At 41.6% G+C, this 25,065-nt stretch carries 15 protein-coding genes; 1 reads left to right on the top strand and 14 read right to left on the bottom strand.

Features of this window, described 5'->3' with window-relative positions:
* Positions 1-114 precede the first annotated feature (114 nt).
* The 9 genes from CJF29_RS07840 to CJF29_RS07800 all read right to left on the bottom strand — a co-directional run bounded on the left by CJF29_RS07840 (position 115) and on the right by CJF29_RS07800 (position 14,710).
* Positions 115-2,457, bottom strand: a complete 2,343-nt coding sequence (locus CJF29_RS07840) for a glycoside hydrolase family 3 N-terminal domain-containing protein (RefSeq protein ID WP_176553156.1) — start codon at positions 2,455-2,457, stop codon at positions 115-117.
* Between the two features lie 72 nt (positions 2,458-2,529).
* Positions 2,530-3,264 carry a DUF1573 domain-containing protein gene (locus CJF29_RS07835; protein ID WP_074557743.1) on the bottom strand — a complete coding sequence of 245 codons (735 nt, stop codon included), beginning with the start codon at positions 3,262-3,264 and terminating at the stop codon, positions 2,530-2,532.
* A gap of 70 nt (positions 3,265-3,334) precedes the next feature.
* A complete protein-coding gene (locus CJF29_RS07830) occupies positions 3,335-4,294 on the bottom strand; it encodes a BT_3987 domain-containing protein (RefSeq protein ID WP_074557741.1) in 960 nt (319 codons plus the stop codon).
* 15 nt (positions 4,295-4,309) lie between these two features.
* Positions 4,310-5,518 (bottom strand): DUF1735 and LamG domain-containing protein, encoded by a 1,209-nt coding sequence (locus tag CJF29_RS07825; RefSeq protein WP_074557739.1) that lies wholly within the window; start codon positions 5,516-5,518, stop codon positions 4,310-4,312.
* 27 nt (positions 5,519-5,545) lie between these two features.
* On the bottom strand, positions 5,546-6,487 hold the full coding sequence (locus tag CJF29_RS07820) for a glycoside hydrolase family 18 (RefSeq protein ID WP_074557758.1): 942 nt from the start codon (positions 6,485-6,487) through the stop codon (positions 5,546-5,548).
* 41 nt (positions 6,488-6,528) lie between these two features.
* On the bottom strand, positions 6,529-8,130 hold the full coding sequence (locus CJF29_RS07815; RefSeq protein ID WP_099146981.1) for a RagB/SusD family nutrient uptake outer membrane protein: 1,602 nt from the start codon (positions 8,128-8,130) through the stop codon (positions 6,529-6,531).
* Between the two features lie 23 nt (positions 8,131-8,153).
* The gene (locus tag CJF29_RS07810) at positions 8,154-11,450 is read right to left on the bottom strand and encodes a SusC/RagA family TonB-linked outer membrane protein (protein ID WP_074557735.1); all 3,297 of its coding nucleotides are present in this window, start codon (positions 11,448-11,450) and stop codon (positions 8,154-8,156) included.
* Between the two features lie 252 nt (positions 11,451-11,702).
* Positions 11,703-12,623, bottom strand: coding sequence for a FecR family protein (locus CJF29_RS07805; protein WP_099146993.1), 921 nt, complete (start codon positions 12,621-12,623; stop codon positions 11,703-11,705).
* A 95-nt stretch (positions 12,624-12,718) separates the two neighbouring features.
* Complete coding sequence (locus tag CJF29_RS07800; protein WP_099146982.1) at positions 12,719-14,710, bottom strand: SUMF1/EgtB/PvdO family nonheme iron enzyme; 1,992 nt, start codon at positions 14,708-14,710, stop codon at positions 12,719-12,721.
* A 173-nt stretch (positions 14,711-14,883) separates the two neighbouring features.
* Between CJF29_RS07800 and CJF29_RS07795 the strand changes: the two genes are divergently transcribed.
* Entirely contained in the window at positions 14,884-15,447 is a 564-nt protein-coding gene (locus tag CJF29_RS07795) for an RNA polymerase sigma-70 factor (protein WP_008021539.1), read from the top strand.
* Between the two features lie 768 nt (positions 15,448-16,215).
* Here CJF29_RS07795 and CJF29_RS07790 read toward each other — a convergent pair.
* The 5 genes from CJF29_RS07790 to menD all read right to left on the bottom strand — a co-directional run bounded on the left by CJF29_RS07790 (position 16,216) and on the right by menD (position 25,054).
* The gene (locus CJF29_RS07790; protein ID WP_099146983.1) at positions 16,216-17,307 is read right to left on the bottom strand and encodes an AMP-binding protein; all 1,092 of its coding nucleotides are present in this window, start codon (positions 17,305-17,307) and stop codon (positions 16,216-16,218) included.
* A 1-nt stretch (position 17,308) separates the two neighbouring features.
* Complete coding sequence (locus CJF29_RS07785) at positions 17,309-21,343, bottom strand: DEAD/DEAH box helicase (RefSeq protein WP_099146984.1); 4,035 nt, start codon at positions 21,341-21,343, stop codon at positions 17,309-17,311.
* Between the two features lie 51 nt (positions 21,344-21,394).
* Positions 21,395-22,420, bottom strand: a complete 1,026-nt coding sequence (locus CJF29_RS07780) for an o-succinylbenzoate synthase (RefSeq protein ID WP_099146985.1) — start codon at positions 22,418-22,420, stop codon at positions 21,395-21,397.
* A gap of 138 nt (positions 22,421-22,558) precedes the next feature.
* Positions 22,559-23,383: a 1,4-dihydroxy-2-naphthoyl-CoA synthase gene (menB, locus tag CJF29_RS07775; RefSeq protein ID WP_099146986.1), complete on the bottom strand. Its 825-nt coding sequence runs from the start codon at positions 23,381-23,383 to the stop codon at positions 22,559-22,561.
* A 3-nt stretch (positions 23,384-23,386) separates the two neighbouring features.
* Positions 23,387-25,054, bottom strand: coding sequence for a 2-succinyl-5-enolpyruvyl-6-hydroxy-3-cyclohexene-1-carboxylic-acid synthase (gene menD / locus CJF29_RS07770; RefSeq protein ID WP_099146987.1), 1,668 nt, complete (start codon positions 25,052-25,054; stop codon positions 23,387-23,389).
* Between the last annotated feature and the right edge of the window lie 11 nt (positions 25,055-25,065).

The raw sequence follows: 25,065 nt of genomic DNA, 5'->3' as shown, positions 1-25,065 counted from the left end.
AGTGTACTAATACTATCTGAATACGTTCATTCGCTGATATTATTAAAAAAATTAGTTTTGTTCTTTATTTATCAAGATTTATAAAAGTAAGCAACAACTTTCAAAAGATGAAACTTATTCTACTGAAATAGATTTTTCTAACCTTATATCATCAGAAGAACTACCTATCATTACCTGAAAAGTCCCCGACTCTACTACTTTCTTCAAAGTATAGTTAACCAAGAAAAAGTCCTCCTCTGTCAAAACAAAAGTAACTTTTTTCTCTTCTCCTTTTTTCAAATGGAAACGTTCAAAATGTTTCAACTGTTTCATCGGCTGAACAACTGATGCATATTCATCTCTCATATAAAGTTGTGATACTTCCTCACCATCATACTTCCCTGTATTCTTTACTTTAAATGAGACTTCAAAACAACGAGCAGATTTCTGCACTACCTGCAAATCAGAATATTCAAAAGTGGTATAACTCATCCCATAACCAAAGCTATATAACGGAGAAGATGACACTTCCACATAATCATGATTTCGAGGAGCTTTCTTATTATAATAAACCGGAATCTGACCTACAGAACGCGGAACGGAGATTGGCAAACGTCCGGAAGGATTATAATCTCCCAAAAGAACATCCGCTATAGCATTTCCACCCTCCTGCCCCGGATAGTAAGCAGTCAGTAGCGCATCAGCATATTCCGAAGCCCAATTCTTTTCTAAAGGACGACCTTCAATATAAACGACAATCAAAGGCTTACCTGTCTTTTGCAAAGATTCCAATAGTTCTTGTTGTCTACCAAGTAAGGATAAACTGGCACGGTCAAATCCTTCTCCACACTCCATATCACTTACACTACCCTCTTCAGCTACAGCCGCACCTGTTTCTTTATAGCTCGTTTTAAAATCACGGGCACTGGAACCACCCACAACCACAATTACAACTTCAGAGCGACGGGCAGCTTCAATTGCCTGTTCTATCTCATTCACTGTAGTATCACGAATAGCACAGCCTCGTACATATTCCACACGAAAAGGAGATAATTTTGTTAGAATTCCATCAAGAACTGTTTTCACATTACTATCTTCCTGAGGAGCTGTATAGTCCCCTAACATATTATATCGATTGTCAGCATTAGGGCCAATTACCGCCACCTTATTTATCGTCTTGCTTAAAGGAAGAATTGAATTCTCATTTTTGAGAAGTGTTATGGAAGACTGTGCGATTTTACGTGCCAGTTCGATATGTTCTTTACGGCGTACTGTTTTAGCAGCAATTTTCGGATCCACATAAGGATGCTCAAACAAGCCCATCTCAAACTTCATCCGTAACACCCGGCAGACAGCCGTATCAATCACAGTCTTATCCATTTGTCCGGATTGAACCGCATGACAAAGGTTGGTATAAGCATCCCCACCCAAGTCAACATCAACACCAGCCGTTACAGATTGTATGGCTGCATTCTCTTTGGTTGGAGCAACAAAGTGGCTTTCGTGAATCCCTTCAATACTATATAAATCGGAAACTACAAAGCCACGAAACTTCCATTCATTACGCAAGAGTTGAGTCAGCAAATAATGGTTCGACGTACAAGGTATCCCATCTATCGAATTGTATGAAGTCATTACAGACAATGCCCCTGCATCTATTGCCTTACGAAAAGGAGGAAGAAAATTCTGATGCAAATCACGAATACCGACTGAAGCATAATTACCATTCTGTCCACCCTCCGGTACAGCGTATGCCAGAAAATGTTTCAAGGTAGCTATGGTAGCGTATTTTTGTGATAGATTACCTCCACCTAAACCGTCAACCATAGACGCCCCTAAAATGCCACTCAACACAGGATCTTCACCAAATGTTTCTTCCACGCGGGACCAACGGGGATCACGGGTCAGATCAAGTACAGGACCGTAACTAATATGCCCACCTTGGGAACGAATTTCTTTAGCGATAACTTGACCAACTTCTTTTACTAATTCCCGTGACCAGGTAGCCGCCATTCCGATACCCGTAGGAAAAACTGTAGCACCAATTGCCATGTGCCCATGAGGGGCTTCTTCCGCTAAAAACATCGGAATTCCCAGACGGGTATTCTCCATCACATACTTTTGCAATGCATTTCCGGCTTTCGCTGCCAATTCTGGATTTAAGCCATTAGCCAATGTTTTCTTTGTCCAGGGATCAGCACGATAAGTTGCCCAAAGCATTCCGGCATTTCTTTCTTTAATCAATTGCTTGAACTTTCCGGAAGGATGAACCTCACTACCATGGATTTCATACATTTCCCAACCTAAAGGACAAAGTAACTGACCGACCTTTTCTTCCAGAGTCATGCGGGAAAGTAAATCTGAAAGTCTTATATCAACAGATAGCTCCTTCTTTTTATAATATGGCAGAGATGATTGAGCAAAAACAGACACGCTCATTACTAGTATTATTAGCAAAACACAAAAGCGCTGTATCATTGTATAATATGGTATAAGATTCAACTGATATTTATAATTAACGGCATTTTCTACCATCATTGTTTTTGAGATTTATCTTTTTATATAAGTTACTTTCAACGGTTTCGCCAGCACCTTTCCGTTCACCACCGGATAGATATTTGTTTCCGCGTCAAACTGTCCCGAATTTTGATAAGTAATGGGCATTATCCCCTCTTCGTGAGGTTTCACCAGATGTGGGCTGATAAATTTAATATCCGTATTTCCACCCACTACCACAAACATAAGTTGCATATCCTTATCGGTATCATTCGCATATTTCAGTTTCATTGTTCTTGAGTGCCCCTTACTTATAGTGCCAAATGTCATTACCTCGAAATTCATCCACAACCCGCTTCCATACCCGTATGGATAGTTTTCCGACACAGAATGCCGGCAGGGGATGACGCTCCCTTTTATCCAAATACGATTATAACAAGTGTTATTATTACTCAACACGACAATTTCCTTACTGAAAAAGCCCGGACGATAAGCCGGATTATAGCTGACGGTTACTTCCCCAGTCTTCCCCGGTAAAATAGGCTCCTGCGGAAATTCATATTGCACACATCCACAACCAGCACTTATGCCGCTTATATGAACCACCGTCCTCCCTATATTCTTAAACAGGAATACATGAGACACGATTCCATCTTGCTCCTGAATTTCCCCAAAATCAAACTTCCGTTCTTCAAACTGAAGTGCTTCAGAAAGTTGCGGCTCTTGTGAAAGTGAGAACAGAGGATGCGAACTAAGACAAAGCAATAATAGAATAAAGCGAAACATCATATTTTCTTTTATAAATAAAGTCTCTTGCAATAAGTACAACACACCATTGCAAGAGACTTAAAAGTACTAATTAATTGTTTTGATACATATCAAACTCTGTAAGGACAACGCCATAACCGCCCGGTGCCAAATCTAATTTAAGATAACGGGCATTGACATTTTCATAAAAGCGAATATATTGGGGAGAAGAATATGACGGAAGACTTACACTACCTTGATTCATATAACTTTCTCCATCCACACTAATAGAAACAGTTGCGCTGGAACAAGAATACCAGCTGCCATAATGTGTCAACCTAAATCCTGAAATTCCTGTACACTCTTTAGACAAGTCAACAATAAGTTCTACATTGGAACGATCTTGAGAGATATAAGACCTATTATTCCCGTCAAAGAATACACGTCCGGCATCCGCACCTTTATAGGTAGCAGTCCATGAACTTCTATCGCTCACCAACGTTCCTTCCACACTTGTAGCTCCTTCCACACAATTAGTAAAAGCCGTATTAACCACCAAATAAGCCAAAGAATGTCCTTCGCTCAATTCAGCATTAGATACAGATATAATTTTCAGAGGTAAAAGATATGAATCATCCGCAAACTCATCCCACTTTCCATCTTCTATTTCCACAGTAACAGAATCAGAAGAAAGCATACTTCCCGCAGGTATAGTAAGTGTGTGTTTATCCAAACTTATATTTACCCCATTCGGGAAAGAAGAGTAATTGCCTATAAACGTATTTTTATCAATATCCAAAGTCACTGTAATATCTTCCGAAGCGACTTTAGTAGAACGGACGCCTATTTTTACTTTTTCCGGTCCGCTTTTAAGCGTAGACCCCACCGGTGTCCTCATCACCTCATAGACAAACGCGTTTTGAAGATTTTCCGTTGAAGACCAGCGATTCATATTGATATACACTTGATTCAAGCTACTTCCCTCCACATCATAACTTTCGTCGCTACATGCCTGAAAGCAGAATATTCCACCCACAGCCAACAATCCTATTATATATTTATTCAAATTCATAATTTACCGACTTTATTATTGTGCACATCTGTTTTTCTCGTCACTATCCCATGCTATAGCAGCACTGTAATCAAGGTTATACTGCATACCACTTGATTCTGTCACTTCACGAGCAGTATTTGACCAATCCATATCATAGCCATGCCCGGTTGCATCTGTAAAGATATGTCCCTCGCCTTCATTCATTTTCCAGTAAGCGACCAGCCCATCCGATTGGGGATCAACGCCACAAAGGTTTGTCTGAAGCTCTGCCGGACTTAACGCGCGATTCCATACACGCACTTCAGCCATACGACCGCGGAAATATTGGCTACCCGGATATCCGGCCCACGACATACCGAGTTCAAAACGTTGGAAATCCACCGGTTTACGGTCACCGTCCCCTTGAGCGTCTTTTACGCCATTCACATACATTGTCAGCTTACTGCCGTCATAAGTCAAAGAAATCATATACCAACGGTCGGTGCTAAACCGAGTAGTGGAAACGATGCTTCCGGATGGGCTTACCCATTGCAGTGCATTGATGTCCAAGCCGTTTTCTCCGAACCGAAGCATACTAGAACGTGACTCATTCTTCGAAGTAAAACTGCACAAACGGGCTATGCGATGCCATTCTTGAGAATAACACTTGATTTCATACGTAAAGTTGGCAAGTTCCTGCTTCTTGTCATCAGGAAAGATAAAATTACTGTAAAGTCCCGTATTACTGATATTCAACGAAGTGAAATAGAATACGCGGGCTACTTTCAAGAAAACGGTTTTGGAAGGTTGCAACACTTCCAAACCTTCCACTTGTGACATCGTAACAGGAATTACATAAACACGCCCTTCCGCAAAATCCTCTGTAGAAACGACCTTGACAGTGGCGGGGGTAGAAAAGGCCTTTCCCGCCTCAATAACCACCTCTTTATTCTCCAAAACTACCGCATTTTCCGGAATGGCATAATAGCTTGTATTATGTTCCTGATTATAAGCCTCCACCAATGAGTTGTCAATAGCAAACTTCACTTTGACATCTTTGTCTACTTTATTGGTAGAAGAAGCGGTTACAGTATACGAAGAAGGAGTATCTTCTACTACAAATTTGACAACAGGCGTTGTTTCAGTACCTGTTATGAAAGCGACATTCTTATTATAATCAAAACTATCACCATCCGCACAACCGAAGACCGATAATCCCCATATGGCAGCTAATAAAGAATGTTTAAAGATATATGTTTTCATCCTAATCTTAGTTTAATCATTATTTGTTTACTCAATCGCAGGATTCATTATTTGAATCGCCTCTCTGAATTCATTATAAGGTACACCGGATGCAGAATAATAATTTCTTCCTAGATAGAATACTCCACAACCGCCTTTACGCCCCTTTGACGGCTCCCAGCGCGCATAGTTCATCAATTGTCCCCCATCTTCATAGAAAACTCCAAAGGATTCGCAATAAATCATTTTCTCCGAAGGAAGATTGGATGGTTCGCTCAAAAAACCTGTTTGATTACTATAAGCCTGTTGGACAATATAATCACAATAAGGAGCAATATCGGCCGAAGGAGACCCACTAAAATAATCAACAATCAGCAACATATCCGGTTGTTTTCCCTTCGGTCCGAAAGTTTCGCCAATGATGGTTACCAATCTTATCAAGTCTTCACTGCTCCAACCTTCCCAGTCAATATCTACACCATTCAGCTCACCATCCACTACCTGTTTGATAATCCACTTAGCATAAGCTGCCATTACTTCATCGCTCGGACTAGAACCTCCCATATCATAATCCACACCGTCAACCGTAAACTGATGCCGATAGTTGGAAGCATCGGCGTGCATAACAAAGCGAGTGCCCAACTTTTCCTGACAATACTTCATGTCCTGATAGGCAATGGGATGAGTTTCCGCCGTCGGTATGCCCATCCAAAGATTTACAATATCAATGCTGTCGGGCAATCCCACCATACGTTCTCCCCATGAAGCGGGATCTTTATATCCGGTAACACCTTCGATAGGCGACCAACCCTCATAATAGGCGTAACTTATTTCATGATCACTTTTTTTAAAATCACGCAGATTCTGGAAATATTGTTCATCATAAGTCTTCAATTTCTGAATCTCCATGTTTTCAACATCCGTATCGCAACTATAAAAACCGAACGTTGCAATGAAGGAAATGAATAAACTTGTTATTTTTGTTTTCATACGTAACTGTTTTTTAGATTTAAACAATGTTCTCTTACCCATCAGCGAGCCTTCTTGTCCCACCAAAGTTTGGTTCCGCCATTGTCCGGACCACCTAAGGCAGCTTTACCGCTACTTACTCCCGCCGCATTATTTGACTTCTCATCGCGGGTATATGGCAAACGACGAACTTGCAAATCCGTATCCACTGTTCCATTACTACTATTTCGCACTACCGGTATCAATTCAGGATAGCCTGTACGACGATATTCACTCCAGCCTTCAGGACCGTCAGGATAAATCGCAATCCATTTCTGTGTGATAATACGTTCCAACTGTCCTTCAAAACTTGCGGCAGCATCCCACGCCGGAGTTACAGTAGTGCTGAAAGAATAATTATCACTGCCCACATTATCATCAAATGCGCCCGGTACGGATGTATTGTCCGCCAGATAGCTGTCAGCACTGCCCGCACCAGTTTCTTCAAATGACATCCGTACACCGGCTTCATAGAAAGATTGTGCCGTACCCGTGCCCATATTCCAACCCCTCAACGCACCTTCCGCACGCAAAAAGAAAGATTCCGCAGCCGTCATCCAGACCACAGGAGTAGAAGCACGGTCAATATTAAAGTTCGAAATCTTATTGCCTTGATAATTGCTCATATTACTAGTAGTAATACCAATGCGCACGCCATGATAACCACCATCATCACTTGCTGCAATAAAATAACGACTGACACGAGGGTCGTTCAATCCGTTCAGATATGAAACGATGCTGGCTCCCGGACGACAATCTCCGGAATTAAAATTATAAGCTATCTCATGCAGCGGATGATGGTATTCCAATGTATTGTGGGATAATTGCGCACGATCGGCAGTACTCTCTATGAGACCATACATATTTTGAACAGACTTTTCAGCCTCCTGCCTTGCCAATGTCGCATCAGCATAAGCGACACGCATGGCAAGCCTCAAACGTAAAGTGTTGGCAAACTTCACCCATTGCTTTACATCACCGCCATACACATAATCATATTTACTAAGTAATCGCGCGTCGACATTTCCACTGACATAATTGCCTAACACTTCTATCGCATCGTCTAATTCTTCAAAAAACTTGGCATACACTTTATCCAAAGCGTCATACAAGCTGGAAGAGCCGTAGTTTACATACGGAATCGGACCAAACGTATCAGCAATACGATGCATACCTGCTACTTTCACTACAGTAGCCAACGCATCTACTTCCGGCAAATTTTGCTCTGCGGCAAGACTATGAATACTTTGCCACGGAGCCATCACTCCGGTATAAGCATAGTCAAACGTTGCATTTACCCAATTCTCCTGAAAATTATATTGCCCGTTATGGTTGGTAGATCCCAACGTTGCCGCAATATATCCGGAATAGAGATCATGAGAGAGGTTTTGCGCAATCTGATAATCGGAATCAAGGATAGAGCCATCATTAATGAGCACCACCCGGCGCAACATCTGTGAAAAAAAAGCTCCGGTTTTCAAGTTATCCACCTCCATCATCGCATTGGTGACTTCATTCGGATTCACATTGTCCTCGTAATCAATACACGAGGTATTATTGAATAGAAGAAACGACATTCCCAAAATGGAAAGTCTGTTCCATGATAATATTTTATTTAATACCATATCTTCGACTATTAAGAGTTTGGTTAAAAATTAACTTTCACTGAAAATCCCAAATTACGTAAACTGGGCGACATGAACATATCAATCCCCTGAAAGTAAGTACCGGTGCTTGCAGTCAGTTCAGGATCAAACGGTGCTTTTCTATAAAGGAAGAACAAATTCTTACCTATAAATGAAACATTGAGCCCCTTTATCCAGTTTACATACTTATTAATCGGTATGTCATATCCTAAAGACAGTTCCGCCAAACGAACATTGGTAGCGCTATACACATACATGGAACCTATGCCACCTTGAGAACCCGAACCGCCAATCGTCGTATAATAAGCTTCCGCATCAATAGGACGGCCATTTACCAAAGCTCCGCCGTTATCACGCGCGTCCGCTGTCGCCTTTGATGCTCCAAAAGCATCCATAGTGGCTTGCGTTTGAGAAACAACAATACCTCCTACACGTGCGGTAAACAAACATCCTAAGGATATTCCTTTATAGGTAAACGTATTTCCCCAACCCAAATTATATTTAGGGGCACTGTTACCAGCCTTTACAAATTCATCAGACTGCGGGACTACCACCTGATCGGAAGGGTGAACATAAATGGCTCCATGTTCGTCTGTCCGCAATGTGTTTACATAAATATCTCCGATAGAACCTCCTTCGGTCAGTATCATCTTATACATACTGGTACCTCCCATATCAATACGGTCCAAAGAAGTGAGTTCATGCGTGTAAGGATCTTCATAGTTACGCAACAGTTCTACGACTTTATTCTTATTCAATGAATAAGTCAGATAAGTGCTCCAACCGAAGTCTCCCCATTTGTCATCAAAACGCAAAGACAATTCAATACCTTTGTTGTCTACACGACCACCGTTTACGACCTCCGAAGTATATCCCGTCGTTGAAGACAAGGTACGCGTGAAGAATTGATTGTAAGTACGTGACTGATAGAAAGAAGCATCCAGCTTCAGTCTGTTGTTAAAGAAAACAAAGTTTAAACCAGCCTCCCATGATTTGGTACGCTCTGGCTTCAAATGACTGTTCGGACGACGTGTCATTGTTACAGGCGTGCCACCGACCAGACTATAAGTCGGAATGGCCAAAAAGACTTCTGGTGAATTTCCGACTTCCGAATAAGATATACGCGCCTTCATATAGGGCATGATATCACTACTGATAGGAAAGATATCCGTGATGATTCCGGAAAGGCCGACAGAACCATACAGGAATGAAGAAGTATCCGTCCCTTTGAAAGTGGACGACCAGTCATTACGAAGAGTTGCATCCAAATAAGCCCTTGATTTATACCCCAACTGCGCGCTACCGAAAATGGCACGTTTCTTCATGTGATAACCATATTGATTAGCCAAATTCTCACCTGTAGTATCTATATTACCAAAAGTGAATAAATTGGCGGTCGACTTCAATTTACCACCAAAGTAGTCTGATTGGTAATCATTATTTTCAAAATTCGCGCCTGCATTGACCGTCAAGTTATACGTATTATCTACAAAATACTTATTCACATTCAATAGTAACTCTCCATACAACTGCTGGCTCTCGACATTGCTCTTTGAATAGTAACCGTAGTCTGAAGCAAAAAGTGTGTTTGTCCCGGCATCGTACATACGTTCACGGCGTTCATTGTTACGATCCATCTTCACACGTCCCGTCAAATTAATCCAATCGGCAAAATCATACTTCAAAGAAGCCGAAGCCATATAACGGTTTTTATGATTAGGCATTTTGATGCGTTCTGTAATCCAGTAAGGATTCTGCAAAGCCAGATTGGTACTGTAATCCCAATATTGAGTTTGCAGGTTACGTTCTCCGTTGTAACGCTGATAAGCCTGAACTTTGGAAAAATCATCACCGGCAGGGAACAAGTAGAGTGACACTAACGGATTGAAATAAAGCCCTTGAGCCGTCATATTCTGTTCTTTCACGGAACTCAACATAAAGCTAAGATCGAGCGTCAGTTTATCTTTCGCCATTTTTGAGACATTGCGTACCGTAGCATTATAACGTTCAAAGTTATTATTATGAATAATGCCATGCGCATTCGTTGTACCCAAAGAAAGATAAGTCTGATTCTTATCCGTTCCTGTAGACAAACTGGCTGAATTTGTCACGTTGACTCCCGTCTGGAAAAAATCGGCAGGGTCATAACTGCTGGGAGTATTCAGCTTCGATCCCCAACTATAATAACTTCCCGTTTCAGTCTGTCCGTATGTATTTTGAAATTCCGGCAAAACCAACGGAGCGGAGAATGTTGTATTGTTAGATATAGAGACTGTGGTACGTCCTTCCCTACCTTTTTTAGTAGTGATCATCACCACTCCATTGGCAGCGGCACTACCATACAAAGCCGCGGCAGAAGAACCGCTCAATACGGAAATGCTTTCAATATCATCCGGATTCAAGCCGGAAATCGGGTCTCCCGACTGTCCTGCCCCTTCGTAGGAGTCCGTGGGTTGAGTAGAAGCCGCTGTCATATCAATCATGGGAATACCATCCACCACATATAAGGCATTGTTATTTCCATTCAACGACTTGGCACCACGCATTACCACACGTGAAGAACCACCGACACCGGCAGAAGAGCTATTAATAGTAACACCCGCAACCTTACCATTCAAATTGTTTACAAAATTGGCATCAGCGATACGGGTTATTTCATCATTGCTGATCTGCTGAACATTGTAAGACAAGGATTTTGCTTCTTTCTTGATACCCAAAGCAGTAACTACGACCTCATTCAATGTCCTCGTGTCTTCCTGTAATACAACAATAAGTGGATTTTCGTTTACTAGTTTCAGCGTTTTAGTCGTATAACCAACGTAAGAGAATTCCACTACCTCTCCTTCTCTGACACTCAAAGTAAACTTACCGTCAATGTCAGTAATTGTTCCGGTTGCAGCTCCTTTTACTTTCACGTTTACTCCAATCAAAGGATCACCATTACCGTCTTTCACCGTACCTTGTGCCTGAATTACTCTGGCATTTTGGTTGATTCCATTCGATTTGGACAGAATTATCTGTTTATCAATCACCGTATAAGAGATATCCGTACCTCTAAACATGGCATTCAAGACATCAGTAATATTTCCTGATTTACTGTTCACAGAAACAATACGGTTCTTCTGAATTGTTTTATCATTATAGAGAAAAACATAGTCGGACGTCTCCTCTATTTTATTCAGTACCTGTTCTACAGATACATTATTCATTGAAATGGCAACCCGCGTTCGCTGGGCATAGCCATCTTCGGCAGAAAGTTGTAATACTACTGCGAAAAGTAGTGCTAGACTAATCCTCATAACTAACGGAAGTTTTAGATTTAAAGCATATTTAGGACATAATGCTGTAAATGAATGATTTTTTTTCATACATTTGTGGCTAACTAAAGTTTATTACTAAATGAACTATGGTTTGATTTCGGATATCATGTTTGCTAGACTTGTACCGAAAATCTTAAAAACTTGAGGAAGACGGCTGTTGGTAGCAGCTTTCTTCCTTTCTTTTTATTCTCTTGTGTTATTCCATGGGCTTTTATTTTAAAGGTTACTACTCTAATATAAATCTACTCTAATTTTAGTCTTTGATAATGTATCATCTGCCTGTTGTTGCGGTTCTTCAATTTTCCATTTTAAATCGGCAGACCTGACCAGATAATCCAATATCTGCGACAGAGTTTCAGTCCGGAAAGTAGCCCGGTACTTATATTCTTTTCCAGACCTATTGTTAAACTGAATTTCTACATTGAAATGTCGTTCCAGACGCTTCAGGATTTCTTCTAATGAAGCATTTCTGAAAATTAGTTTTCCATCTTTCCAAGCTATCTTTCCATAGACATCCACTTTATTTTTTTTCGACTTTTGACTCTGTTTATCGTAAAGCAACTGTTCTCCAGGAGCCAATACAATTGTTTCCTGATTAGGGGTTATCACATTTACCTTACCTTTTTCCAATACTGTTTCTATATAATTATCATCCTCATAAGCAGCTACATTAAATTGGGTACCATAAACATATACGCTCAAACCATTCGGAGTGTTTACATAAAAAGGACGCTCTTTATCTGCCTGCACTTCGAAATATGCTTCACCTTTCAACTCTACTAACCGGTTGTCTTTCTTGAAAGTGGTAGGATAACGCAATGTACTACCTGCATTCAACCATACTACAGAATGATCCGGAAGTTCATAACGTATGACAGAACCGGTAGCGGTTACCACCTCTGCATATTTCTCGTCAGTTTCTGTTCCACTAAAATATAAATATCCCAAAATCAGAGAAGAGAGAAATAAAGGTATAGTCAGAAATGCTGCATAACGCATCAATTGATTATACATGTTCTTTCTTCTATTAGTTTTTATTTTGGCTTGTGCTTGATAATAGGCACCCAATACATTAATGGATTCCATTTCTTTAATATCATCTCCCAATGCTTGTGCTTTACGGAGCAATGATTCCGGACTCATATTTTCCATATTTTCTTTCAAAATCTTATCTTTTAATTGTAATTACATTTATAATACAACTGAAGCAATTGGAAAAGGACAGCAAATACAAACTTTTTTTTATTTTATTTTTCGAGCCATGCCAAATTGAAGCGGTAATGCAATCGGCTACTAAGGATATGAACCACATTATCAGGAGTTTGTATTCCTGCAAGATAACCACGTGGTTCAGCATGATTTTCATCCATTTCGAAATATCCCGTCCATGCTCCACCGTTTAAAAAGCGATATTCACCGTCCGTCAGTAGTTTTCTTACTGGCCATGTTTTTCCCTCATCGTAGGAAAGAGCCGCGTACATGCCATATCCTTTCTTCACATTTCCATTTTTATTCTTAAATTCCAGACCACGTTCTTCCAAAGGCGTACGTTGCGGATGGTCTGTGAAAGAAACCAATAGCAAAGGGCCTTCATTCAGTCGCATTAAAACAAGACGCTGACCTCCGTCAATAGGAGGGAGTTCGCTTGCTCCATATTTCCAGTTCTTTCCCATATCATCTGATATGCTCATTGGCATTCGGAGCTTTCCTTCTTTATTCCGTATGCTATTACCACGCCCCATAGCCATCAAACTTCCGTTTCCTAATTGTACAATTCCCGCATGGATACCTGCGATTGTACTTCCCGTTCCTCCTTCTTTGAAATCCGGCAAAGGAGCGCCATCCCAAGGATCGCACCATGTTTTTCCTCCATCTTTACTGATTTGAACAGCTGCCCCATCATGACTGCCAGGACCCGCATCACAGGCTTGAACCAGCCATCCCTCACGTGTGCGAATCGTACCAGCTATAACCTGATGACGTTTGGTATGTTCGGGAGCTATCAGTTTAGGAGTGCTCCATGAAGCACCGTTATCTGTACTGGTACGTAGTACCATTGCGAGATTCTGCCAGTCTCCCGATGCTTCCACTCCATTGATATGATACAATTTTCCTTTCCCGTCATTGAGCAAAGCACTTCCTGTCATATTCCGATCCGGAACTTTAAAGAATAAAGAAGCCACATCCCAATCAGTATGCCCGGCACGCAAGCGGGAACCGAGTACTACCATCCCTCTCCCATTCTCTTCATTTGCAGAAAACCATATTGCCAGCAAATCTCCATTATCACACCACGTAACTGCAGGCTGATGATTATGCAGATAAAATGGGGTATTCGAATCACATGCCGGACGTACCACAAATGGTATCGGAGGCAGAAACATCGGTGTGATAGCAGATACTTTTTTCCATTTTATAGATGTATTTTTTACAGATTCCTGATTGAACGGGACAGGGGCAGATGTTCCCGATACATTCAAACGAGTATCTGCTTCCACAATTCTAAATCCGGTTTGGGAATGTTTATCTTCCGGGAGCATAGCCAGTCGATTGGCACTTCGCAAGTATTTCTCCGGGGTGTGATGACTCCCTCCTCTAGTGACCCGAAACTCTCCTGCCAATGGTCCTGCCGGGTCTTTCTGCTTTTCTGCGGAATAAGAAGCATACCAATCCAAGCACCATTCTTCCACATTTCCATGCATATCATAAAGCCCGAATGTATTAGGAGGAGTCTGAGCTACTTTTAAAGATACCGGATCAAAGTCACGAACCACTTTTTGATTCCGATGATAAACTGCAGGTAACCCGTTTCCTGTAGAAAATAGTGTGTATGTGCCTGCCCGACAAGCATATTCCCATTCCGCTTCTGTTGGCAAACGATAGTTTTTGCCTTCTTTCCGGCTAAGCCATTCACAAAAGGCAACAGCATCGGAATAACTCACATTGACGACTGCTTCATCATCTTCCAGCGAAACACCGTTTTTTCCTCGTAATGCCCGATGTTCCGGACGGAATGACTCATATTGCGCATTCGTTATTTCAGTGATTCCCATACGAAACGGGCGAGAGATTACTACCTGATGGATAGGAGCCTCATCAAAATCTTCGCCTAATCCGTCACTTCCCATATAAAAACTTCCGGCAGGTATTTCAACCATCGGAATAAAAGACTTGGAAACTTCTTGAGGATGTATTGGCAAACAAAAGGTTATAGCCAATAAAAAAAACTTGTTTTTCATATTTTAATCCTGTTTATATATAATACAATCAACCTATATACAAAAGGACAGTCTTATCTGATTATTTTCCATTCATTAGGGGTGAAAGCAAAAAAAAGAATCGAAAATTAGGCTCTGATAATTATCTTATTATATATTTGCAGCAAAATGAAAAACTACAGAATCTCTAAATAATGAAAATATCTTTTTCCAAACAAACTAAAGAACGGACTTTCAAACAACTTTATGAGGAATATTACGCCCCATTTTGTCTGTATGCAAAAAGGTTTGTTGATGATAAAGAAACACGTGAAGATATCGTTTCAGATGTATTTACTTCATTATGGGATAAGTTTGAAACTGAATCCTTTGACTTGCAATCGGACACGGCATTGGGATACATCAAGATGTGTGTAAAAAACAGTTGTCTGAATTTCCTGAAACACCAAGAATATGAATGGAGTTATGCCGAAAACATTCAAAAGAAAGCGCCTATCTATGAGACAGAGCCAGATAGTGTGTATACTCTCGATGAACTATACAGAATGTTGTACGAGACCCTGAATAAGTTACCCGAAAACTATCGCACTGTTTTTATGAAAAGTTTCTTTGAAGGTAAAACACATGCAGAGATTGCAGAAGAAATGAATCTTAGCGTGAAATCTATCAACCGATACAAACAAAAGACGATGGAACTTTTGAGGAATGAATTGAAAGACTATATGCCATTACTCCTTCTATTATTACCTTATCAATAAGTTTATTTTTTTATTGTCAATTGTCATATTGTCTATTAGTAAGTAAACTCCAAACTATTAATAGATAACTTCCTTCCTATTAAGACCAAACTTTCTTTGCATTAGTTACAAAGTTATATTTGCCTAACAACAAACTATAAATGCAAGCTTTGTTTTTATAAACGCAACTTGCGTTTATAAAAACAAAGGTTACATTTATAAAAATGAAAACTTCGTTTATAGTTTATAATAAGCAGAATATAAGTTTGCAAGCCATACAAAAGAAGTTTAGGCGTAACAGAGTGGAAGTTTTCTATTAATAGCCTAGAGTTTATCTATTAGTATATTATGAGGGAGCATCTACAATAGTTCGTTAAACTTCAAATTAACAGATAAAAGTAGGTCACCTCCGGATTTCTTAAGATTAAGGTATCTGACATCTGAATGTGTATGAATCTGAATAAACTTACCCAATATCTTGATAGCTTATAATGAGGTGAAGGGGTGAAGGATTATTTATCCTAGATTCACAGATTTCTATCACCGTAATCGTCTGATTTATAACAATTCAAACAAGTGTGAAACCTATGAACCTTCGATATGAGCATCATAGTTATGTTGTTCTCAACAAACTGGAAAATGGTGTTTGATGCGTTTAGAAGAAGTATGAGATGAGCCCCGGCTCTCTTATTGAACCAACCAGCGACCGATATTACGGGTTTCTTTGTCGAAGTCCACACCTATCTTTACCAATTTGCGGTGGTCGATGGTATAACATTCACTTTCAAACTACGATAATAACCGTTCCGCCAAATCACGGCAACCCGCACGATTCATCTTCCCATTACCCGCCTGCGGTATACAGTCTGTATATAAAACGTATTTAGGACGATGATAAGGTTCTAATATACTCTGTAGTTTGTCTTCAATTTCTTCTATGTCCGGCTGCCCTTCCAGCAACAAAGTCACCGCCTGCCCCAAACGCTGATCCGGTACGGAAGTGATGACAAACGGCACGGGAATATACGGGCGAAGGATTTTTTCTATTTCCTCTGCCTGGATTTTTATTCCGCCGCTATTGATGACATTGTCTTTCCGACCGAGAATAGTAAAACTTCCATCGGGATAAATATGCGCAATGTCATTGGTTTGCAAAATATCATCGCATACCAAAGGGGCTTTAATGACCAATGTGTTTTCGGAAGATAAAGACAGTTCCACAGAAGCAAAAGGGTAATAGCGTTCGGAAGCTAATACCCCATTCAGACGGCGGAGAGCAATATGAGACAACGTTTCGGTCATGCCATAAGTAGAATAGATAGCACCCGGAAAATTTCTGATTTCTGCTTCCAAAGCCTCATCGATTGCTCCACCACCGATTATCAGAACATCCGTTTGTCGCAACCGTTCTTTTTCTTCAGGCACCTGCAGGGTATTATAAACTTGCAGAGGAACCATTGCCGCAAATCTCAAAGGCTGTTTCATATCCGCTAACGGATGACCGGAAGCGGGACGTATAATCAGATTCAAACCTACAACCAAAGAGCGTACGACTACCATCATAGCTCCGATATAACGGAGATTCATGCATAACAAAGCAGTGTCTCCTATTTGCAAATTCAGAAATTCGCAGGTCAGACGTGCGCTTTGCATCATTTTATCCTTGCTAATCCTTATCTTTTTCGGTTTTCCGGTAGATCCCGAAGTATGAACTGTCATCCAAGGAGATTCGGTAAACCACTCTTGCAGGAAATCATACAGCATCTGCCCTGTAGAAGAATCGGATGCTCCTACCACCTTTGTTTTCAACAAATGCAAATCATTGGCTGTATATCGTACCCCTTCAAGCAGAAGCGATTGCTTTTCTCTCTCAAATTCCATTTTATTGAATGCCTCCTCGCAACAGTTCCAACATTTCTTCTTTAGTCAATTTATGCGCCATATTGCTTCCATCCAGTAGAGAATCCGCCAATGATTTCTTACTTTGATGCAGCGTGACAATCTTCTCTTCAATCGTATTGGAAGCTATCAGCCGATAGATGGTGACAGGGCGAGTTTGACCGATACGGTAAACACGGTCTGAAGCTTGGTCTTCGACAGCAGGATTCCACCATGGATCCAAATGAATCACATAATCGGCGGCTGTCAGGTTCAGCCCTGTACCTCCCGCTTTGAGACTAATCAAAAACAGGTGTCCCTCTCCTTGTTGAAACCGGCTGACCTGTTTTTCACGCTCATTTACAGACATCGTTCCATCCAAATAAAGATAGGAAATACCCTGCAAATCAAGTTCTTTGCGAATCAAAGCCAGATGAGACGTGAACTGGCTGAATACTAACGCACGGTGCTGATTGCCGATAAGTTCATCTACCAAATCCATAAATACTTTTGTCTTGGATGAGTCAATTTTCAGCTTATCATTGATCAAAGCCGGATGACAGGCCGCCTGACGTAAACGAGTGATTTCCGCCAATGCCTGCATAGCCCCCAACGAACTTTCCTCGATATTAGCAACAGCCTGCTGACGGAGATTCTCATACAAAGCCATTTCCTCGGAAGACAGTTCTACCTTCTGCACTATTTCTGTTTTCTGCGGCAATTCGTCCAAAACCTCATTTTTGGTACGTCGAAGCAGAAAAGGTTGCAGCACTCTCTTTAATTGTTTTTGCCGTTGCTTATCTCCGTTTTTCTCAATGGGCAGAATAAACTTTTCATTAAAATGCGGAAATGTCCCCAGTAAACCGGGATTGGCAAACTGAAATAAGTTCCAGATTTCACTTAGATGGTTCTGTATGGGAGTTCCGGTCAACAACAAACGGAATTCACCATTGAGTTGCATCGCCGCCTTGGACATTTTGGTGTCTTTATTCTTAATTGTATGGGCTTCGTCCAGCAGGATGACATTCCACTGCTTCTTGCTCAACAATACAACCTCCGCATTCAACAATCCATAAGTAGTAAGCAATATATCATAATCACCTGTCTCCTGTATCATTTGCTCCCGATCACCGCAGCTGTCATGTAGCACCCGGCAAGTAAGCGAAGGAGCAAAACGGTTGATTTCACTCTGCCAGTTAAGCAATACGGATGCAGGAGCGACAACCAAAGAAGCACCTTTCTTCCCTCTGCTGAGCATCAGAGCAATGGCTTGTATCGTTTTTCCCAATCCCATATCATCCGCCAGACAAGCACCGGCTCCCCAATACGCCAATCGTGATAACCACCGGAATCCATCCATCTGATAATCACGCAATTCAGCCTGTAATGTGGCAGGTACGATGAACCGGACATTTTCTGCCTGTTCTATTTTTTGCTGTAGTTCCTTAAACTTATGGTCTTTTTTCAGCAGGATTCCCTGTTGTTCCATATCAGCAAGCAAAGTGGCGTTAAAGCTGGAAACTTTCAGACTTTTATCATTCAGCAGGATAGAATCAAGTTCTTGCAACTTCCGACGTAACTGATTGCTTAATGCGATGAAATCAGAGTCATTCAACGCTATAAAACGCCCCCTGCTTTCACGGGTTTTCCGCAAAAGTTCGGAAATCTTCATCCGGACTCCGTCTTCTATCTCCAACTCTCCATCTATCTCGAACCAGTATCCTACCCCTTTCATAGAAAGCTTCAGTTGTGGAAAATCCGCAATGCCCTTTATAGACAATTTAGCACCCTCCGGCCACTCGGTACGCGACACATCTGACAGCTCGCGAAGCTCTTCTATCAGATCCAGACATTGATAGTAATCTGCAAAGTAAGCCGTATCCGTAGCCGTAAAGTCTCCGCTGACCCGTTGGAGTAGCTGGTTGACTATCACATAATTTTCTTTTTCTTTCTTCAAATTGCGTACCGCCTGCACACGTTCGCCCTTCATTGTTCCAATCACGCTTCCCACTCCCTCACCGGCTTTGCAGTAAGGCGGCTGTTCGATGAAAGGTTTTACAAAAAGTTCCACCTTGATTCCGTCTCCTACGGGCAACAGCTGAACGGTTATCAATGAATCTCCTTTTATTTGCTTGAGGTTTTCTTTATTGCGTACCAAGTCCGAATGTATCGTCACGTTTCTTCCCAATTTCCCCAACACGTCCGCCAACTGGTCTTTAGCTTTTAACGGAAAGCGGGAGGATTGTTTGAAGAGTTCCAATATGGCACGCTGTTCCGAGGTCAGTTCTACAATCCGATAGAGCTGATCATTCTCCTTATTTAAAATAGTATTCGAACTTCCCAACTGTTTCACATTACTGCTCACCTGATAACCGTCTTTCAGTTGAGTAACCACCAACTGTAGTTCTTCTTTCGTGATTACAATAGGAATATCCGGATTTCTCTCCATATACACAAATGGATAACCCGCCAAAAGAGATAACGCCTTGGGTCCGCCCAACTCATAAATGTCTCCTATAGAATATCCGGCATTAAAGTACTTGACACATGCCGCAAGGCTCTTGTCTAGTTCGCTCATCCCTTCTACTGCATTCTGCTGGAAAGTAGCCAAAGCTATATTCCTCCCTCCCGTCCAGGTTATTCCGTCTTTCGACTTTTGAAGCCGGGGAATGATCTGACCATAATTCGTTATATGATATACAATGCGTGACCGAGCTATGTTATCAGCGGTTCCTTTCGCTACTACTCTGGTTTCCTGATTCCGAACCAGCTCCGCCAATCTGTCCAACGCAATTTCCCAAGGTTCCTGTTTAGCATAAAAAGGAAGCAGGGGAGCCACTCCCATCTCTTCCCTCAATTGCGCATTTTTAGAAATAAAAGCCTGAAAGTCGCATGAATATTCTAACTGCAATGCTTTAAAACGATCGTTTTCAAGCAGTTTCTCAATAGGGCGATTGTCTATATAGATTTTCTCATTCAGCTTATAATGTTCGAGAAGTAAATACAATAATGCTTTTACCATATTCGATTGCAGGTCATAGTTCCGCTCTATCCATAAGACTAATTCTTTAGTATCTCTTCCTAAAGCAATCAAAAGCATCAGATAAGCCGGCAGCCATTGCCTTTCTTCACGAATCCGTTTCTTTGTCACTAATCCGCTCATCTTTTTCTTTGAAGCCTCACTACCCTCGCGCATTAATGCTATGACATACGTTAACGAATAGAAAGGCGTATCAAAAAGATAGGTACTTTCTATATATTTGAGAGCTTGCCGATATATTTTAAGTGCCTCTGAATAATTTCCATGATATTGGGCATAAAGCGCATGGGCGCATAAACCATTCACAGAGCGGGACGTTACATTCTCCGGGATTTCATTGATACGACCAGACAATACATATTCATAAAATGAATAAACTTCCCGAAAATACTCTTTAACGGAAGTAGGCATTGATTGATTCCTTAGATATAGATTTTCAACAAAAAGATCGTCTATTTCTTCCAGCCAGTAATTCCAACGATTGGCATATCCATCGATAATACAATATAAAACACCAACAGAAAGTTTACTGTATAAATCTCGCCATTCGGTAGAATATGCCATTTCACGAAATAGAGGCAGTGTCAATTCGTCTATCGGCCAATGCGTTATTATATCATTATCCAATTCCTTCGTCGCAGCCCATTGTAACATCGCATTACACAATGTTCTCGCTTGCAGCTCAATATATCCGGGGAGAGATTGTTCTTTTTCAAATTCTTCAAACGATTCATTTCGCATCAGCCATAAATACCGGAGATGGATTCCGGGCAGCAACCGACATCTTTTATTCCCGAAATAATGCAGGTTTGAAACGATTTCTATCTCGCCATTCTCTTGCATTGACTTCAGCAACTTAGTAGCCTTGGCAGGGCTAAATCCCATCTTACAGAGTTTCTTCAATGCATCGTTATATAGCAATGGAAGCATGTTCCAAGCCATATATTTTAAGAAAAGGGTTTTAATCTCTTTGTCTTTATCAGTAGCTAATATTGCCATCTTTTTTAGTTCTATATTTTGTCGTTACCAGTCGATTATCCTTTAACACCATCACTTACAAAACCATAAACAATCTTTTCTTATTTCAAGAGGCACTTCCACGTTGTCTGTAAAGAGCGCCCCTGTTCCCAGTCCCTGTGGCAACGGATTGCCGAATGTTGCACACCACTGGGCAATGGCATTCAGACCAATGTTTGATTCCAAAGCAGAAGTAACCCACCAGCCGATCTGTTGTTTTTCAGCTTCGGTAATCCATTCGTCTCCTCCGCAGATTCCTCCATGAAGAGAAGGTTTAATAACGATATATTGCGGACGGATTGTTGAAAGCAGTTCCTGTTTCCTTTCCAGCGTGTTGCATCCTATCAGTTCTTCATCTAAAGCAATCGCTAATGGAGATTCGGCAGCAAGCCGAGCCATTTCCTCCCATTGTCCGGCACGGATTGGCTGTTCGATAGAATGTAAATCAAACTCGGACAGACGCTTCAGTTTTTCCATTGCATCCACGGGCGAGAAAGCACCATTTGCATCTACACGCAACTCTATTTCTTTAGAAGAGAAATGCGTGCGAATATGACGCAGTAGTGTCAACTCTTCCTCGAAATTAATGGCACCTATCTTTAACTTGATGCAACGAAATCCGGCTTCCATCTTTTTCTCAATCTGGGATAACATATTTTGAAAATCTCCCATCCAAATAAGGCCGTTAATCGGAATACCAACTTCTCCACGTGAGAAAGCCGTATCGCACAATGCCCAATCGCCTGCAAAGAAATGCCGGATAGCCATTTCCAGCCCAAACAAGATAGAAGGGTAATCGCACAAGCCATCCATATCCAGCTTTCCTTGCTCTTTCTCTACCTGACGGCAGGCTTTCACTAATATATCTTCGTAATCAGGAAGATCATCACAACTCAAAGCAGGTAAAGGTGCACACTCCCCTATTCCCACGCGACCCGGAAAATCAGGAGAAGTGAAATAAAGATACCAGACTTTACGCGTTGTATATGTTCCTCGGGAAGTTCCTGCAGGCTGTTTGAAATGAAGCAACCGGGGAATAATTTCTATTTTACAGTTCATAGTGAATTATTTTTCAGTTCACCGCAGAGTTATACAGAATTTAGTTCTTTCTTCAGAGCAAGCCTGTAAGAGAAGACTGTAAGAGATATGACTTACAAAACGCTGTGTTAGTCTGTGAAACTCTGTGGTGAAACCGATTTAAGGGAATTTCGGATATTGTTTGAAGTTCGGTTTACGTTTTTCCAGAAACGCATTCTTTCCTTCCTGTGCTTCATCAGTCAGGTAATAGAGCAACGTTGCGTCACCTGCCAATTCCTGAATACCTGCCTGACCATCCAGTTCGGCATTCAATCCTGCTTTAATCATGCGCAAAGCCAACGGACTAAGCAACATCATTTCTTCCGCCCACTGTACATATTCGTCCTCCAACTGCTCCAAAGGAACTACTTTATTCACTAATCCCATGTCCAATGCTTCTTGTGCATTATACTTCCGGCAGAGGAACCAGATTTCACGTGCTTTCTTCTGACCGACCACACGTGCCAGATAAGACGCACCGAATCCGGCATCAAAGCTACCTACACGAGGACCCGTCTGACCGAAAATAGCATTTTCCGACGCAATGGACAAATCACATACCACATGAAGCACATGTCCGCCACCAATAGCAAAACCGTTCACGGCAGCAATCACCGGTTTCGGGATGCTGCGAATCTGCTTTTGCACATCCAATACGCTAAGACGAGGCACACCGTCTTTTCCGATATATCCGCCACGTCCTTTCACATTCTGGTCGCCGCCCGAACAAAATGCCTTATCACCGACTCCGGTAATCACAATCACATCAATATCCGCTTCTTCACGGCAGATGCGCAATGCGTCACTCATTTCAGCAGTAGTAGTCGGGGTAAATGCATTCCGATAACGTTCACGGTTGATTGTGATACGGGCAATTCCATTATAATAATCAAAAAGAATATCGTCGTATTCTCTGATGGTTGTCCACTCTCTTTGTGTTGGCATAATTTATTTTTGTTTTAATTGATGATAATAATTCTTCAACATACGTGCATCCTTGTTTTTGTTGGTAAACACTTCCAGGAGCACAGGTTGTTCCATAGCTTCCGGCTGGGTGAAAGTTTTCATCGCTTCAGTCAGCTCTTCATCATTTTGTACCTGCAGATAAAGGAAACCACGTTCCTCCGCCCAGCCTTTGGCTGACGTTTTATGAACTGCTGCAATAAATTTATGTGAGGTGCCCGACATATCCAATCCCGGTAAAGTATGGAAAATCTCTCCTCCTCCGTTATTTAATAAAAGGATACGCAGGTTGGAACGGACGTTGATATTCCACAACGCATTCATATCATAGAAGAAACTTAGATCTCCGATAGCTATGAAATTCAGTTTGTCGGAAGCTGCCGCATAACCGACAGCGGTAGACAACGATCCTTCAATACCACTTGTTCCCCGATTGCAACAAACTTCAATTGTAGGAGGAATCGAATATAGTTGTGCATAACGAACTACCGAACTGTTTGCCAGATGCAATGCACAGGACTCCGGCAAAGCTTTCAATAATGTACCGACAGCCAACATCTCCGAATAGGCAAAATCCGGTTCGGGAATAATCTTACAATAATTCTCCCATACACGGGGATAGTCAGGAGTCCGGTTATCCAGCAGGCTGGCGATCTTCTCCAGAAATTCAAACGGGTCCATCTCGATCACTGTAGTCAATGAGCCGTACAAATCGACCACCTCACCCTCCGGCGATACGTGCCAATGCTCTTTAGGCGGATGCTGACGGAGAAACTTCTTCAATCGTTTGGAAACGACATGTCCTCCGTAAGTAATCAGCAATTCGGGAACCATCTGGTCTATCTTCTCTTCGGGCATGGCATAAAGTGCCGCATCGAAATTCTTTACCGGAATACCGGGAACTGTCTGATTGCCGATATGTTCCGTCAACCAGGCAAAATGTTTATATAATAACTTGATATATCTTTTTTCAAACAGATAAATAAGGTTCATCTGACCGATGATAATCATGCGCTTCTGATATTTATTCATCCGGTCGACCAGATCATTATAATCACGGTCATAGACGTTCAATCCCTGATAACGGGTTATCACACGTACTTCCGGGAGTGCATCTACCGTGAATTGAAACAGCGGTTCGGAAATAGGAACATTGATATGCACCGGGCCTTTTCCATGATGATTCGTCTCCAGCAAGGCTTCATTCACCAGGCGATTACAATACCATTCATCTTCTTCCGTATGAATCTCCGGAAGATTGACCGACTTCTTTACCAGCGTTTGAAACACACCCGGTTGCGGCACTGTCTGTCCATCCATCTGTCCGATCCAGGCAGCGGGACGGTCTGCTGAAATGACAACTAAAGGAACATTCTGATAAAATGCTTCGGCTACAGCCGGATGAAGATTTAATAATGCAGTACCGGAAGTGCAGCACACAGCAGCAGGCTTACCACCATTCAACGCAAGACCAATGGCAAAATAACCGGCACTCCGTTCATCCGTCACTGCATAACAGGTGAAGTTCGGATGATTAGACAAAGTATGTACGATGGGCGTATTACGACTACCCGGACACAACACAACCTTAGTAATCCCGTGCGCCTCGAGCAACGCAACCAACTGGAGTATGTTCTTCTTGTCTGTATACATGATGATAATTA

Source organism: Bacteroides celer, from assembly GCF_002632415.2.
Taxonomy (GTDB): Bacteria; Bacteroidota; Bacteroidia; order Bacteroidales; family Bacteroidaceae; genus Bacteroides.
The sequence above is the reverse complement of the archived record's forward strand: the minus strand, read 5'-3'. Positions and strand labels throughout refer to the sequence as shown.